This is a genomic window from Streptomyces sp. SID8352 (genome assembly GCF_009862265.1).
GTDB lineage: Bacteria > Actinomycetota > Actinomycetes > Streptomycetales > Streptomycetaceae > Streptomyces.
This window is the reverse complement of the sequence record NZ_WWGX01000063.1, coordinates 1-14,196: the sequence shown is the minus strand read 5'-3', so window position 1 is coordinate 14,196 and position 14,196 is coordinate 1. Positions and strand designations below refer to the sequence as shown.

At 71.4% G+C, this 14,196-nt stretch carries 12 protein-coding genes and 2 pseudogenes; 7 read left to right on the top strand and 7 right to left on the bottom strand.

Translation table 11 applies throughout. From position 1 onward, the window contains the following. From GTY84_RS19930 to GTY84_RS19920, 3 genes and pseudogenes are all read left to right on the top strand, one after another. A pseudogene (locus tag GTY84_RS19930) lies at positions 1-558 on the top strand (polyketide synthase); the annotation flags it as partial. Positions 559-814: 256 nt separating this feature from the next. Next, positions 815-5,092, top strand: a complete 4,278-nt coding sequence (locus GTY84_RS19925; RefSeq protein WP_161227664.1) for an SDR family NAD(P)-dependent oxidoreductase — start codon at positions 815-817, stop codon at positions 5,090-5,092. Positions 5,093-5,142: 50 nt separating this feature from the next. Further along, positions 5,143-5,910 carry an alpha/beta fold hydrolase gene (locus tag GTY84_RS19920; RefSeq protein ID WP_161227666.1) on the top strand — a complete coding sequence of 256 codons (768 nt, stop codon included), beginning with the start codon at positions 5,143-5,145 and terminating at the stop codon, positions 5,908-5,910. On the opposite strand, the pseudogene GTY84_RS34000 reads toward GTY84_RS19920, so the two are convergent. The 3 genes and pseudogenes from GTY84_RS34000 to GTY84_RS19910 form a co-directional block, all read right to left on the bottom strand. After that, positions 5,864-6,313, bottom strand: a pseudogene (locus GTY84_RS34000) (gfo/Idh/MocA family oxidoreductase); the annotation flags it as partial. The gene GTY84_RS19920 and the pseudogene GTY84_RS34000 overlap by 47 nt on opposite strands. Before the next feature lie 211 nt (positions 6,314-6,524). Then, complete coding sequence (locus GTY84_RS19915) at positions 6,525-6,767, bottom strand: transposase family protein (protein WP_161227663.1); 243 nt, start codon at positions 6,765-6,767, stop codon at positions 6,525-6,527. Further along, complete coding sequence (locus GTY84_RS19910) at positions 6,764-6,925, bottom strand: hypothetical protein (RefSeq protein WP_161227662.1); 162 nt, start codon at positions 6,923-6,925, stop codon at positions 6,764-6,766. Before GTY84_RS19910 ends, GTY84_RS19915 begins: the two co-directional genes overlap by 4 nt. A 379-nt stretch (positions 6,926-7,304) precedes the next feature. On the opposite strand from GTY84_RS19910, the gene GTY84_RS33995 reads away from it, so the two are divergent. Next, the gene (locus GTY84_RS33995) at positions 7,305-7,466 is read left to right on the top strand and encodes a hypothetical protein (protein ID WP_237532422.1); all 162 of its coding nucleotides are present in this window, start codon (positions 7,305-7,307) and stop codon (positions 7,464-7,466) included. A gap of 477 nt (positions 7,467-7,943) precedes the next feature. Here GTY84_RS33995 and GTY84_RS19900 read toward each other — a convergent pair whose 3' ends face one another. After that, complete coding sequence (locus GTY84_RS19900) at positions 7,944-9,737, bottom strand: ABC transporter substrate-binding protein (RefSeq protein WP_161227660.1); 1,794 nt, start codon at positions 9,735-9,737, stop codon at positions 7,944-7,946. Between the two features lie 112 nt (positions 9,738-9,849). Between GTY84_RS19900 and GTY84_RS19895 the strand changes: the two genes are divergently transcribed. The 3 genes from GTY84_RS19895 to GTY84_RS19885 all read left to right on the top strand — a co-directional run bounded on the left by GTY84_RS19895 (position 9,850) and on the right by GTY84_RS19885 (position 12,078). Continuing rightward, the gene (locus GTY84_RS19895) at positions 9,850-10,716 is read left to right on the top strand and encodes a nitrilase-related carbon-nitrogen hydrolase (RefSeq protein ID WP_161227659.1); all 867 of its coding nucleotides are present in this window, start codon (positions 9,850-9,852) and stop codon (positions 10,714-10,716) included. A gap of 46 nt (positions 10,717-10,762) precedes the next feature. Then, positions 10,763-11,611, top strand: coding sequence for a polysaccharide deacetylase (locus tag GTY84_RS19890; protein ID WP_161227658.1), 849 nt, complete (start codon positions 10,763-10,765; stop codon positions 11,609-11,611). Between the two features lie 173 nt (positions 11,612-11,784). Then, positions 11,785-12,078: a transposase gene (locus tag GTY84_RS19885; protein WP_161227657.1), complete on the top strand. Its 294-nt coding sequence runs from the start codon at positions 11,785-11,787 to the stop codon at positions 12,076-12,078. Between the two features lie 79 nt (positions 12,079-12,157). Here the strand turns inward: GTY84_RS19885 and GTY84_RS19880 are convergent, their stop codons facing one another. The 3 genes from GTY84_RS19880 to GTY84_RS19865 all read right to left on the bottom strand — a co-directional run. Continuing rightward, positions 12,158-13,186 (bottom strand): GNAT family N-acetyltransferase, encoded by a 1,029-nt coding sequence (locus GTY84_RS19880; RefSeq protein ID WP_345943490.1) that lies wholly within the window; start codon positions 13,184-13,186, stop codon positions 12,158-12,160. Next, on the bottom strand, positions 13,126-13,440 hold the full coding sequence (locus tag GTY84_RS19870; RefSeq protein WP_161227656.1) for a hypothetical protein: 315 nt from the start codon (positions 13,438-13,440) through the stop codon (positions 13,126-13,128). Before GTY84_RS19870 ends, GTY84_RS19880 begins: the two co-directional genes overlap by 61 nt. A 320-nt stretch (positions 13,441-13,760) precedes the next feature. Then, positions 13,761-14,196, bottom strand: a 436-nt coding sequence (locus GTY84_RS19865; RefSeq protein ID WP_161225985.1) for a (Fe-S)-binding protein, incomplete at its 5' end; no start/stop codon positions are given.

Sequence of the window (14,196 nt, the reverse complement as noted above, 5' to 3'; positions counted from 1 at the left end):
ATGCTGCTGGTGGAACGGCTCTCCGACGCCCGCCGCAACGGCCACCCCGTCCTCGCCGTGGTCCGCGGCTCCGCCGTCAACCAGGACGGCGCCTCCAACGGCCTCACCGCCCCCAACGGCCCCGCCCAGCAGCGCGTCATCCGCCAGGCCCTCGCCGACGCCCGCCTGACCCCCGCCGACATCGACGCCGTCGAGGGACACGGCACCGGAACCCGCCTCGGCGACCCCATCGAGGCCTCCGCCCTGCTCGCCACCTACGGACAGGACCGCGACGCCGGCCGGCCCCTGTGGCTGGGCTCCCTCAAGTCCAACATCGGCCACACCCAGGCGGCCGCCGGAGCCGGCGGCATCATCAAGATGGTGCAGGCCCTGCGGCACGGCCTGCTCCCCAGAACCCTGCACGCCGACGAACGCACCCCGCACGTCGACTGGAACGCCGGCGCCGTCCGGCTGCTGACCACCCCCGTCGCCTGGGAACCCGACGCCGACGGCCGGCCCCGTCGCGCCGGAGTCTCCTCCTTCGGCATGAGCGGCACCAACGCCCACGTCATCCTGGAGCAGGCCGCCGCTTCCGAGGAACCGCGCGAAGCACCCGCCGGGGCGCCCGCTCTCACCCCGTGGCCGCTGTCCCCCCCCCCCCCCCCCGGCCCCGGGGGCCCGCCGTGTCCTCGTTCGGGATCAGCGGCACCAACGCCCACGTCATCCTGGAGCAGGCCGCCGCTTCCGAGGAACCGCGCGAAGCACCCGCCGGGGCGCCCGCTCTCACCCCGTGGCCGCTGTCCCCCCCCCCCCCCCCCGGCCCCGGGGGCCCGCCGTGTCCTCGTTCGGGATCAGCGGCACCAACGCCCACGTCATCCTGGAGGAAGCACCCCGGCCCGACCCCGAACCCGACCCGGTCCCCGCACCGGACACCGGCGCGGACGCCGCCCCCGCACCCCGGCCGCTGTCCCCGCGGTTCGCCGCCCTGCCCCTCGCCGCCCGCACCGTGCCCGCCCTCGAGGAACAGGCGGCCCGCGTCGCCGCCCTCCTGCGCGCGGACCCCGACGCCGACCCCCGCGCGACCGGCCACGCCCTCGCCACCACCCGCACCCCCTTCGCCGAACGCGCCGTCGTCGTCGGCGAGGACCCCGCGGAACTGGTCACCGCCCTCGACGCGCTCTCCTGCGGCGCCTCCCACACCGGCGCCGTCCGTGGCACCGCGACCGCCCCCGCCCAGCCCGTGTTCGTCTTCCCCGGCCAGGGGTCCCAGTGGGCCGGCATGGCCGTCGCCCTCCTGGACACCTCCGAGGCCTTCCGCGACCGGATCGCCTCCTGCGGCCGGGCCCTGGCCCCCCACGTCGCCTGGGACCTCGAAGGGGTCCTGCGCGGCGCCGACGACGCCCCGCCGCTGGAGACCCCCGACGTGGTCCAGCCCGTGCTCTGGGCCGTGATGGTCTCCCTCGCCGAACTCTGGCGCTCCTGCGGGGTCCGCCCCGGCGCCGTCGTCGGCCACTCGCAGGGCGAGATCGCCGCCGCCGTCGTCGCCGGATCCCTCACCCTGGAGGACGGCGCCCGCCTCGTCGCCCGCCGCAGCGCCCTGCTCCTGCGCCTGTCCGGCCGGGGGGGCATGGTCTCCCTCCCGCTGCCGGAGACCGAGGCCGCCGACCGCATAGCCGCCTGGGACGGCCGCCTCGCCGTGGCCGCCGTCAACGGCCCCCGCACCGTGGTCGTCGCCGGGGACCACGAGGCCCTGGACCAGCTCCTCGAAGCCTGCGCCGCCGACGGCGTACGCGCCAAGCGGGTCCGGGTGGACATCGCCTCGCACAGCGCCCAGGTCGAAGCCGTACGCGAGGAACTCGCCGCGGAACTCGCCGCGCTGACGCCCGCCGCGCCCACGGTCCCGTTCCACTCCACGGTCACCGGCGAGCCCCTCGACACCGCACCCGACGCCGCCTACTGGTACGCCAACCTGCGCCGCACCGTCCGCTTCGAGCAGGCCACCCGAGGGCTCCTCGCCGCCGGACACCGGGTGTTCATCGAGGTCAGCCCGCACCCCGTCCTCGTCTACGGACTCCAGGACACCGTCGACGACACGCCCACCGAGACCCCCGCCGCCGTCCTGGCGACCCTCACCCGGGCCGACGGGGACGAACGGCGCTTCCTCACCTCCCTCGGCGAGGCCCACGCCCACGGCGTCCCCGTCGACTGGACGGCCGTCCTCGGCGACGGAACCCCCCGCTCCGGGCCGCCCGTGGCCCTGCCCACCTACCCCTTCCAGCGGCAGCGCCACTGGCTCGACGCCTCCGACACCGCCACTGCTCCCGCCCCGGTGGGCACGGCCGCCGCCGACGCCGGGTTCTGGGAGGCCGTAACCCGCGAGGACCTCACCACCCTGACCCGGGAACTGGGCATCCCCGAGGACGCCACCCTGCGCACCGCGCTCCCGGCCCTCGGCGCCTGGCACCGCGGCCGCCACGAGGAGGCCGCCATCGAGGACTGGCGCTACCGCATCACCTGGAAGCCGATCGCCGACCCGGCCCCGCCCGCCGGCCACGCCGGGACCTGGCTCGCCGTCGTCCCCCGCGATCTGCCCGGGGACCCCGCCGTCGACCTGGCACTCGACTCCCTCGCCGCCCACGGCGCCGAGATCGCCCGGCTGGACGTGGCGGGCGACGCCGACCGGGACTCCCTCGCCGACGCGCTGCGCGCCACCGGCCGTACCGCCACCGGCGTCCTGTCCCTGCTCGCCCTGGACGAACGGGCGCACCCGGAGCACCCCGCCGTCCCCCTCGGCCTGGCCACCACCCTGCTCCTCGTCCAGGCGCTCGGCGACGCCGGCCTGAACGCCCCCCTGTGGTGCCTGACCCGGGGCGCGGTCTCCACCGGCCCCGCCGACCCCGTGCGCTCCGTCCGCCAGGCACCCGTGGCCGCCCTGGGCCGGGTCGCCGCCCTCGAACACCCCGGCCGGTGGGGCGGCCACATCGACCTGCCCGACGGCGTGCGTGCCACCGACGGCCGCGCCGGCCGCCGGCTGGTGGCCGCCCTCACCGCGACCGGCGGCGAGGACCAGCTCGCCCTGCGCCCCGACGGGCTCCTCGCCCGCCGGATGCTCCGCGCCACCGCCGCCGGGGCATCGGACGGGCCCGGCTGGCGGCCCCGCGGCACCGTCCTGGTCACCGGCGGCACCGGGCACATCGGAAGCCACGTCGCCCGCTGGCTCGTCGGCGCCGGAGCCGCCCACCTGGTGCTCGCCGGCCGCCGCGGCCCCGACGCCGAAGGCGCCACCGCACTGGTCGCCGAACTCGAGGCCCTGGGCGCCGGGGTGACCCTGGCCGCCTGCGACCTCGCCGACCGCGCGGACGTGGCCCGGCTGCTGGACTCCCTCGAGGCCCTGCCCCCGCTGAGCGCCGTCGTCCACGCCGCCGGGACCGGCACCCCGGCGATGCTCGCCGACACCACCGTCGCCGACCTCGGCGCCCTCCTCGGGGCGAAGGCCGCCGGCGCCGTCCACCTGGACGAACTCCTCGCCGACCGGGAACTCGACGCCTTCGTCCTGTTCTCCTCGGGAGCCGCCGCCTGGGGCAGCGGCGCCCAGGCCGGCTACGCGGCCGCCAACGCCCTCGTGGACGCCCTCGCCGAGGACCGCCGCGCCCGCGGCCTGACCGCCACCTCCGTGGCCTGGGGCGCCTGGGGCGGCGGAGGCATGGTCGACCGGGCCGCCGAGGAACGGCTGCGGCTGCGCGGACTCGACCCCCTGGACCCCGCCCTCGGGGTGCTGGCCCTGCGCCGGGCGGTGGAACGCGGAGAGACCACCGCGGTCGTCGCCCGGCTGGACTGGACCCGGTTCGTCCCGGGCTTCACCGCCGCCCGCCCCAGCCCCCTCATCGCCGACCTGCCAGAGGTGCGCCGCCTGACGGCCGCCGAAGAGGACGGCGGCACGGAGGCCCCGGCCGACGCCGGACCGCTCCTGCCGCGCCGGCTCGCCGCACTCGGCGGCGCCGACCCGGCCCCGGCCGTGCTGGAGTTCGTCCGCTCCGAGGCGGCGGCCGTGCTCGGCCATCCGTCCGCCGACGCGGTGGGGGAGCGCCAGGTCTTCCTCGAACTCGGCTTCGACTCGCTCACCGCCGTCCAGCTCGCCAAGCGGCTCGGCCGGGCAACCGGCGTGAAACTCCCCGGCACCCTGGTCTTCGACCACACCACCCCCGCCGCCCTCACCGCCCACCTCCTGCAATTGCCGGCCCTGCGCCCCGGAGCCGCACCCGCCGCACCGGCCGCCGACCCCGCCGGGGAGGACCTCCTCGTCGGCCTCTACCGGCGGGCCGGCGAGACCGGCCGCCTCACCGAGGGCATCGGGATGCTCACCGCCGCCTCCCGGCTGCGGCCCGTCTTCGACGCCGCCGACGCCGACCGCCACCGACCCGTACCGGTGCGGCTGGCCCACGGCGACGAGGGCCCCCACCTGGTCTGCTTCGGCCCCTACATGGCCCCCTCCGGAGTCCACCAGTACGCCCGCTTCGCGGCGGCGTTCGGCGGCCGACGCAGCATCTGGGGACTTCCCGAGCCCGGTTTCGCCCCGGGCGAGGCCCTGCCCCGCGACACCGAGGCGCTCGTCGAGGTCCACGCCAGGGCCGTCGCCGCCTGCGCGGGCGAGGAACCCGTGGTCCTCGTCGGCTACTCCTCGGGCGGCTGGGTGGCCCACGCCGTCGCCTGCCGGCTGGAGCGGCTGGGCCGACCCGTCGAAGGCATCGTGATGCTCGACAGCTTCACCCGCACCCAGGGCATGGGCGACCGCTTCCAGTCCGCGGTCGTCCGGGAGCAGTCCGACCGCTTCGAGTTCATCTCCGCACCCGGCACTCAGCTCACCGCCATGGGCGGCTACCTCGCCCTCTTCCAGGACTGGAACGCCCCCGAGGCCACCGCCCCCACCCTCGTCGTCCGCGCCGCCGACCCGATGGCGGACGGCCCCGCCGCGGACCGGGCCGACGACCGCCCGCCGGCCCCCGAACACGCCCGCACCGTCACCGAAGTCCCCGGCAACCACTACACGCTGATGGAACGCCACGCCGAGTCCACGGCCGCCGCCGTCGACGAGTGGATCCTCAAGCTGCCGTGACCGCCTTCCCTCCTCCGCTCCGAACCCCTCGAAAGGACCCGATCCGTACCGTGAACACCCCGGCCACCACCGACAGCGGCCTGTGGATACGCCGCTTCCAGCCCAGGCCCGACAGCTCCGTCCGCCTGGTCTGCCTGCCCCACGCGGGCGGCTCCGCCAGCTTCTACCTGCCCGTCGCCCGTGCCATGCCGTACTTCGCCGACGTCCTGTGCGTCCAGTACCCCGGCCGCCAGGACCGGCGTGCCGAGCCCCTCGTCGACAGCGTCGAAGAACTCGCCGACCAGGTCTTCACCGCCCTGCTGCCCTGGGCGGACCGGCCCCTGGCCTTCTTCGGCCACAGCATGGGCGCCTCCGTCGCCTACGAGGTCGCCCGCCGCTTCGAACGGGAGAAGGGCATCGTGGCGGCCGCCCTGTTCGCCTCCGGCCGCCGCGCCCCCTCCGCGCACCGCCACGAGACCGTGCACCTGCGCGACGACGACGGCCTGATCGAGGAGATGAAGGCGCTCAGCGGCACCGACAGCCGGCTGCTCGGCGACGAGGAGGTGCTGCGGATGGTCCTGCCGGCCATCCGGGCCGACTACCGGGCGGCGGAGACCTACGCGCCCGAGCCGGGAGAGCGGCTGCGCTGCCCCGTGACCGCCATGGTCGGCACCGAGGACCCCAAGGTGACCCTGGCCGAGGCCGCCGCCTGGGCCGAGCACACCGAAGGCCCCTTCGACCTGAAGGTGTTCTCCCCGGGCCACTTCTACCTGGTCCGCGACCACGCCGAGGTCATCGGGGCCATGGCCGACCGGCTGCGCACCGCCCTCGCGGTCTGAGGGCACCGCACCCGGCGCGCCTGCGCCGCCCGTTCTCGAAGTAGGCGGCCACACCGGATCCGGCGGCGGGACCCCGCGCGGGGTCCCGCCGCCCCGCAGCGACCGGATGGCCTCGTACCCGGCGGCCACCGCCATCCGGGCGGCGCCGGGCGAGGTGTCCGTGCGGCCGCTCTCGCGGACGAAGCGCAGGAACTCGGCGACCAGCAGCGGGTCCGCCCCGCCGTGCCAGCCGTCCGACGGGGCGGCGGGGCACGGGGTGGCGGGCGTCCGGTTCGGCCCGGTAGGACGAGCGCCGGGCGTTCCAGACCCGGACCTCGCCGCCCGGGCCGCCTCCGAAGTTCTCCAGCCGGCCGGCGTCCCCGATGACCGTGTAGTTGCGCCCGTAGCCGGGGGTGAAGCGGCACGGGCCTTGACCCCGAATCCTGAACACGGGTTCTGCGGCTTGGGCCAGCCCAGTTGGTGTGAGCTGGAGGGCGTTCTCGAAGGCGATCGGTGATCGTTGTCCGCGCTGGACCCGACCGCGCTCATGCTCTGCCGAACCCCTGCTGACCTGCAGACTTCGGTGAATGCCCTGCTCGTGTACTGGGCGAGTTCAACTGGTCGGTGTGCATGATCTATCCGACGAGGCTGCCACGGGTGCGGACCGCTGCGTCCAGCGCATCGGTCACCAGATCCGCGCGCATGTGGTCGGCGATCGCCCAGCCTGCCAGACGACGCGAGGAGAGATCGATGACGGTCGCCAGGCAGGCGGCCGGCTTTGCGTCGGCCGCCTGCCGGGCGGACCGGTCCGCGGCTGTCCGGCGCCGGTGGTAGAAGCTCGAGCGGCTGACGCCGAGGATGCTGGGGAGCCGCTTCACGCCGTGACGGCGCTGGAGATCCGCGACAGACTCTGGAGGCGGTTCACCAGCGCGTCTCCCCGGCGAAATAGCTTCGCCGCTTTGCGCAGAATCTCGCGTTCCTCCTCCAGCTCGCGGACCTTCTTCCGCAAGGCTGCGTTCTCCGCCTCCAGTGGCACCGGCGGCTGAGAAGGTTCCTGCGTCCGCCGTCCCCGGGGACCGCTCACTCCGGCTGCCCTCACCCGGTTCCGCAGCGTTCTCCGGGTTGATCCCCAGATCGGCGGCGACCGACCTGATCGTCGCTTCCGGCCGCTACCCGTACAGCGCGACCGCGTCCGCCCTGAACTGCGGCGGGTGGTTCTTCATGACCACGAGATGTCCGTCCTCAGATCCGCAGGATCCAGTGTCTCGTGTGTTCAATATCAGGGGTCAAGGCCCCGGACCCGCTACGGCTACATCAGCCCGCTGCTGCAATTCTTCCGCGAGAGCAGTCCGTGAGGATGGACCGACGTCCCCGCCCGGCCTCTCCTCGGCCGCTCAGACCTGCCAAAACTTCCCATGCGCCTACCCCGCTTCATCCCCAGGGACGAGCTGGAACGGCTCATGCAGGCCGTCGACGCACTGGACGACCCGCATCAACGGGCTGCCCTGCTCCTCCTGTGCTGGAGCGGAGCCCGCCGCGGAGAGATCGCCCGGCTAGCGGTCTTCCACGGCCCGTAGCGTTCCGGCAGGTCACGCCAGGAGATCCCGGTCCGGATCTTGTAGACCATCCCGTTGACGACCTGCCGGTCCGACACACACGGCGGCCCAGTAGCGGCCCGCGGTATCAGCGGAGCGAGTAACGTCCACTCCTGATCGGTGAGTTCATGACGGCGTATCACCGTCCCATGATCCACCACTAGGTGATCTTTGAAGACGGACCCTAGTCGCGGAAAACTTCGGGTCGTCGGTCTCGACGAGTGAATTCTCACGGTGTGGCAGACAACAAGGCCCTCGTAGTCCCACACCTCCTTGGCGAGGCGGTCCTGGGTCATGGTGCCGTTGTCCGGCTCGAAGAGGCGCACCTCGCTGGTCGCGGTGGGTCGGGCGAGGACGGCGTCGGTATTGAAGCTGCGGCCAGGGGTGCGGTTCTTTTCCTGTACCGCCCCTCGGTTCACCCGCTGCCGGCTCCGGCGCGGTCCGGAGGCGGTCGCGGTCTCAGGCCACCGGCCGGAAGGGCGCGGTGGAGTACGGCGTGGGGGCGATGATGTGATGGTGGCCGTCCTGGACCTGGTAGACGAGGTGGGCTTGCGCGATGGACGGGTCGGTCGTCTGGTCCGGGTAGACCAGGTTGGTCTGGTCGGAAGAGCCGAAATGGTAGGAGCCGTTGACCCCGCGATGGACGATGCGGCGCAGGACGCGGTTGACCTCTTCGGTGTCGTGGGGCGAGTCGCATTGTGACCATGCGGCGGCCAGTAGGTGGATCATGTCGTAGCGGATTCCCGCGCTGGACAATCCGGGTGTGCTCCCGAAGCGCCGGAGGAACCTACGCTGGAATTGATGGGCGAAGTTGTCGCCGTACAGTCCGCTGACGGTCGCCCAGAGCATTCCCTCGGCGCGGCCGTCGGCCTGGTCGAGGAACTGGGGAACCGAGGGCGAGTACAGGGCGTACAGGAGGGCGTCGGACGGATCGCGCCGGAATTCGCGTACGAAGGCCGCCATCTGGGCCGTGGCGAAGTGGGCGATCATGACGGCGGCGGGGTCCAGGTCGCGGATCTGGCTGATGACGGTGGTCCAGTCAGGCGCGAAGGAATTGATGTGTTCGACGGCCGGCCGCCAGCCGGCTCGTTCGGCCGCTTCCATCGCGGACGGGGTGAACGTGGTCATATCGGTGTCGTCGGTGTCGAAGACCTGGAGTCTGTTCGAGGCGGGGCGCCACGCTCCTGAGTCACGCAGCGTGGTGAGCATACGGACGAAGCCGGTTCCGTAGACGCTCTCCCGGCCGCACACCTGGAAGACGTTGCTGAACGTGTCGGTCTCTTCGGCGATGAGATCGGCGGCGCTCGCCGAGGTCGAATGGTGCAGTAGGGGAGAGCCCGCGGAGGCCGCAGGGAGGAACTGCGCGCTGAGTGAATCGCGGGAACGCTGGAGCGTGTATCCCGTGGTGATCGCGTCGACGTCCCCGCCGACGAGTCGTTCGATCGCGTGCTGTATCGACCGGCCGTCCTGGATATTGACCCGGAGCGGTATGTGCTCGATCCTGCGGCCGGCTACACCGCCGCGTTCGTTGATCTCGTCCACGGCGAGTCTGGTGCCCTGTTCCATCTTGAGGCCGTCACCGAGCCAGTCCCCGGCGGAGGGATAGACGGCGCCGATCAACAGGGGGCGCGGGCGGGTGACGCGCCGTCGTGGAGCGTCGGGGGTGGACGGGCTCCCGGGGTTGTCGCGTACCGCCGCCTCCAGCCTCAGCGGGCCGAGCGACGGGAGGCCCGCCAGCTCGCCCCGTACCGGGAGGGTGAACAGGTCACGGTCCAGCGTGATCGCTGTCGCCGCGGCGCGGCTGGTGACTCCCAGCTTGTGCAGAAGCCGCTCGACGTGGGTGGCGACCGTACGCCGGGAAACTGTCAGGCGGGTGGCGATGTCGGGGTTCGTCAGTCCGCAGGCGACCAGGGTCAGCACCTGGAGCTCACGCCCGGTGAGTCCGGAGCGTTCCTCCGGCGTGAACGGCCGGACCTCGACGTGACAGCCCCCGGACGGACGCCCGGCGGGTGCGATATGGACGCGCAGGATCTGGGGACGGCTCGTGTCGGGCTCCTTGGGGAGGAGGGCCGGCTCGGGGCCGGTGTCCCAGGCGAAACACACAGGGGCGGGCAGCCCGATGCGAGCCGCCGTGCGCAGATAGCGGGGAAGGCCGGCGTGCACGGTGATTTCGCCGCGATGGCGCTCCCGGATCTCCCCCGCGCGGGACACCATGGCGATCACTGTGGAAAAACGGGGCGGATACGTGCTCATCAGGGCATCGTAACCGGGGACTGTGTTGTCCGCTTGTCGGTCATTTGACCGACGAATTCTGACGATTTCGCTGACAGCATGCGGGCATCGACCGGACTCGAGGGAGACCCTGATGCCCAGAATCGCCAGCTGTACTTCGGCGTTCCGTGAAGTCGCGGATTTCGAGGAGTTCGCCGCACATCTTCGGGATCTGCTCGACCAAGCGGTCGGCGCCGACCTCGTCGTGCTGCCCGAACTCGTCACCTTCGAACTCATGACGGCCGTTCCCGGCTGGCGCGACGCTGTGGATCTGGAGCCTGTGGTCGAGACCGTACAGTTCACCGACCGGTACCGGGAACTCATGGCCCGCGAGGCCGCGAGGCGCAGACAGTACATCCTCGCCGGTTCGCATCTGGTCCGTACCGGGGATGGCGGCCTGCTCAACGTCGCTCCTCTTTTCGGGCCGGACGGAGCGCTGCTGCACGAGCACGCCAAAACCCACCTCTTTCCACTTGAAAATTCCCTCGATATCGGCGAGGGAGACGATATGGCGGTCGTGGAACTTCCCTTCGGCGTCGTCGGCGTGAATATCTGTTACGAGGCCGAGATCCCGGAGTGCTCCGCGTCGCTCGCCGAGCAGGGTGTGCAGATCGTCCTCGTCCCCTCGCTCACCATCACCGAGGCCGGGTTCTGGCGCGTCCGTCACTGCGCCGCCGCCCGCGCCATCGAGAACCAGATCTACACCGTGCACTCCGGTGTCGCCGGTCCCGCATGCGGGCCCTGGCCCGGGGCCTGGGCGCGCAGCGCGGTCCTGGGCCCGTGCGACGCGGGCTGGCCCGACAACGGGGTACTGGCCGAGACCGCCGCCAACGTCGACGCAGTCGCCGTCGCCGATGTCGATCTCCAGCGGCTCGCCGAGAACCGGAAGACGGGCGCCGCGACGACCTTTGCGGACCGCCGCCGGCGCGCGGAGCGCTACCGGGCCTGGCCCTCCCACTGAGTCCGCGTTCGGCCACCGACCATCCCGATCAAGGAGACGAGGACCCATGTCCAAACCGACCGTATGCCTGACCTTCGACTTCGACGCCATCTCCGTCTGGCTGGGCACTATGGGCCTGTCCACCCCGACGTATGTGTCGCGCGGCGAGTTCGCGGCGAACGTCGCGACCCCGCGCATCCTCGATCTGCTGGAGCGTGAAGGAGTCACGTCCACCTGGTACATCCCCGGCCTGGACGTCGACACCTACCCGGACGTGTGCAAGCGCATTCGCGACGCCGGCCATGAGATCGGCCACCACGGCTACGCCCATGAGGGGCCGACCAGCCTGGACGAAGCCGCCGAGTCCGAAGTGCTGGAGCGTGGACTCGACGCTCTCGACCGGGTTCTCGGAGTCCGGCCGGCCGGCTACCGGTCGCCCGCGTTCGATCTCTCCCCGAATTCCACGCGGCTGTTGTCGGACTTCGGGTTCACATACGACAGCAGCATGATGGGGCACGACTTCGAGCTGTACCGCTGCCGTACCGGCGACATCATCCACCGTGACCGGGCAGTGGAGTTCGGGCGCGAGCTGGACCTGGTCGAGGTGCCCGTCTCGTGGACCCTCGACGACTTTCCCTTCATGGAGTTCGCCCTCGTCCCGCCGATGTTGATGCCCGCCTCCACCGACGTCGAGGGACTGGCCAACCGCTGGCTGGCGGATCTCGACTTCATGGTGGAGGAGGTTCCGCACGGGGTCTTCACCCAGACCTTCCACCCCCAGTCCATCGGCCGGGCCGGGCGCATCCGCATCCTGGAACGGATCATCCGCCGGGCCAAGGAACACGGTGCGCGGTTCTCCACCGTGAACCAGGCGGTCGGCGACTGGACCGCACGGCCCGGCACCGGCAGAGGCTGACCCCACCGCGCACCCCGGTTGTGCGTACCGCTCCCCGAACAGCTGCGGCAGCCCCTCCGGGTCACGGTCGGGGTCTCGGTGCCCACTGAAGTTCCCCCACTGAGCTGGACAGCCTGATACTGGGACGGATGGTCCCGGAGGAAGCAGTCCAGGTAGTGAGTGGCAAGAGCAACATGAGCAAGCGGTACACGGCTGAGTTCAAGCGGGACGCGATCGCGCTCGTCCGGTCCTCGCCGCATCGGAACGTCACCGAGATCGCCCGGGAGCTCGGGGTGGGCCCTGAGGGGCTGCGGGGCTGGGTCAAACAGGCGAAGACCGACGAGGACGAGGCCGCCCGCGCCGACGTCTTTCGCTTCATCGAAGTCGAATACAACCGCACCAGGCTCCGCAAACACCCCGAGTTCGGGTACTTCACCCCACTCGAGACCCGAGCCAGGCTGCAGCACGGCTTCGCCCCCGCAGCGTAAGCACCCGCTGTCCACGATCAGGGGGAACTTCACTCGCGTTCGCGGGCGTCGGTCTGTTCCAGCAATGGGCGCGGAGCACTTACATGGCCGAGTCCGGCGAGATGATGTCCCATGTACCGAATCGGGTCAATCCGGCAGATGTGGCCGCTGCCACCGAGGCGTGGTTGTTGAGCTGACAGCGGTACTGCGGCTCATGCCCCCGTGCGAGGGCGTGCCGGGAGATCGCGCGAACGAGACGCCGGGCGTGTCCCTTGCCCCGGTACGGGGGGAGCGTCAGCACGCCGAGGTCGGCCAGCGGCGCATCGTCCCACGGGTACATGCTCGCCACACACACCAGCCGTCCGTCGTCGAATACCCCGTAGACCGCCCAGTGGTCCAGTTCGACAGACGCGTCGTCGAGGTCATGTTCCGACGCCGCCTCCTCGAACTGTTCGAAGGCTTGCGCGTCGCCCTCGGTCAGCGGGCGGATCGAGGGGTCGTCCGGTTCACCGAGCAACGCCTCCCGGGCCTCTTCGGTGAAGTAGAACAGGTTGTCGGCTCCGTGCAGTGAGATGCCGGACTTTTCCAGCCGTTGCCGGAAGCCTGCCTCGTCGGCGGGCTGTCCGTCTTCCAGGCTCATCGCCTCGGCGACCGCCGGGGTGAGGAGAACGCGTGTCTTCCTGTCGGTCGTCGTGAGGATGGTGAGTCGTTCGTCCTCGTCGAGGGCGGTGTCGGCGGTGACACTGAAGACGTCGTCGCTGTAGAGGACCCGACTCGTCGGGGAGGGGGTCAGCCAGAAGTCGGTGATGGGGGAAGGAAACACGTCGGGTGCTTTCTGCTCGTCGTGATCGGGCGGGTGGGGAGGGTGTGCCGCGGGTGGCGGCCCGATGATGGTGTGGCGGGCCTGGTCCGGGGGAGGCCAGAAGCGTTTGACCAGACTGACCGCGCGGTCGGTGATGGTGAATCCGAGGTTCTGGTAGAGGCCGAGAGCGCCGGTGGGGCTCTCGGCGTCGACATCGAGTACGGCGTTGTCCAGCCCGTCGGCCCGCAGCGCCCGCAGCACGTGGGTCAGCATTGTGCGGGCCAGTCCCTGTCCCCGCGCGTCCCGCCGTACGCCGACGGCTGTGATGTAGCCGAACGGGCGGCCACGCAGTGGCCATTCGTCCTCTGTTCCTCCTCCAGCTCGTCCCTCATCACCAGCGAGCGCGGGTGATCGATCTCTCCGGCGGCACGCTTCAGGTCGAGTATCGGGCCGATATCAGAAGCGGTGACGGGCTTCCAGCTGAGCCCGTTGCCGGCCGCAGGCAGCGCGATGGATGAGGGAGCGGTCACACGGTCGCGCAAGGCTCTGAGTTCGGGGTTGTTGTGTGGTGTGGTGGACACTCAGGGTTCCCTTCCCCGCACCGACTGCCTCCCGCTTGGGGACTGTTGTTACTGCGGGCCGGCAGGTGAGTGAGAATGTGGGCTCGTGTCCCATGGGGAATCGCCTCCGCCACACTCGGTCTGATCGGACTTCGCTGGCTGTCGAATCGATCTTATCGGCTGAGAGAGCTGCAGAAAAAATGTTTGAATTAGCTAAGACCATGTAGGACAGGGTCTTACCGAAATCTCATCTACCAGGGGCTTCACCATGCTGTCATCCCAACCGTCGTACTTGAGAGGTAGGTTGGAGAAGGCTCAGTGGATGCTGCGGTCCGTGGCGGCTACTTCGCCGGCTCGGGCTCCGGCGCGTTCTCCGTCTCCGCTTCGCCTGCGGGGTCGGTGGGGGTCCTGACGGATTCCAGGAGGAGTTGGGCGACGTCGACGACCTGGATGGATTCCTTCGCTTTGCCGTCGTTCTTCTTGCCGTTGACGGAGTCGGTGAGCATGACGAGGCAGAAGGGGCAGGCGGTGGAGACGATGTCGGGGTTGAGGGAGAGGGCTTCGTCGACGCGTTCGTCGTTGACGCGTTTGCCGATGCGTTCTTCCATCCACATGCGGGCGCCGCCGGCGCCGCAGCAGAAGCCGCGTTCCTTGTGGCGGTGCATTTCCTCGTTGCGGATGCCGGGGACGGCGGCGATGATCTCGCGTGGCGGGGTGTAGATCTTGTTGTGGCGGCCGAGGTAGCAGGGGTCGTGGTAGGTGATGATGCCCTCGACC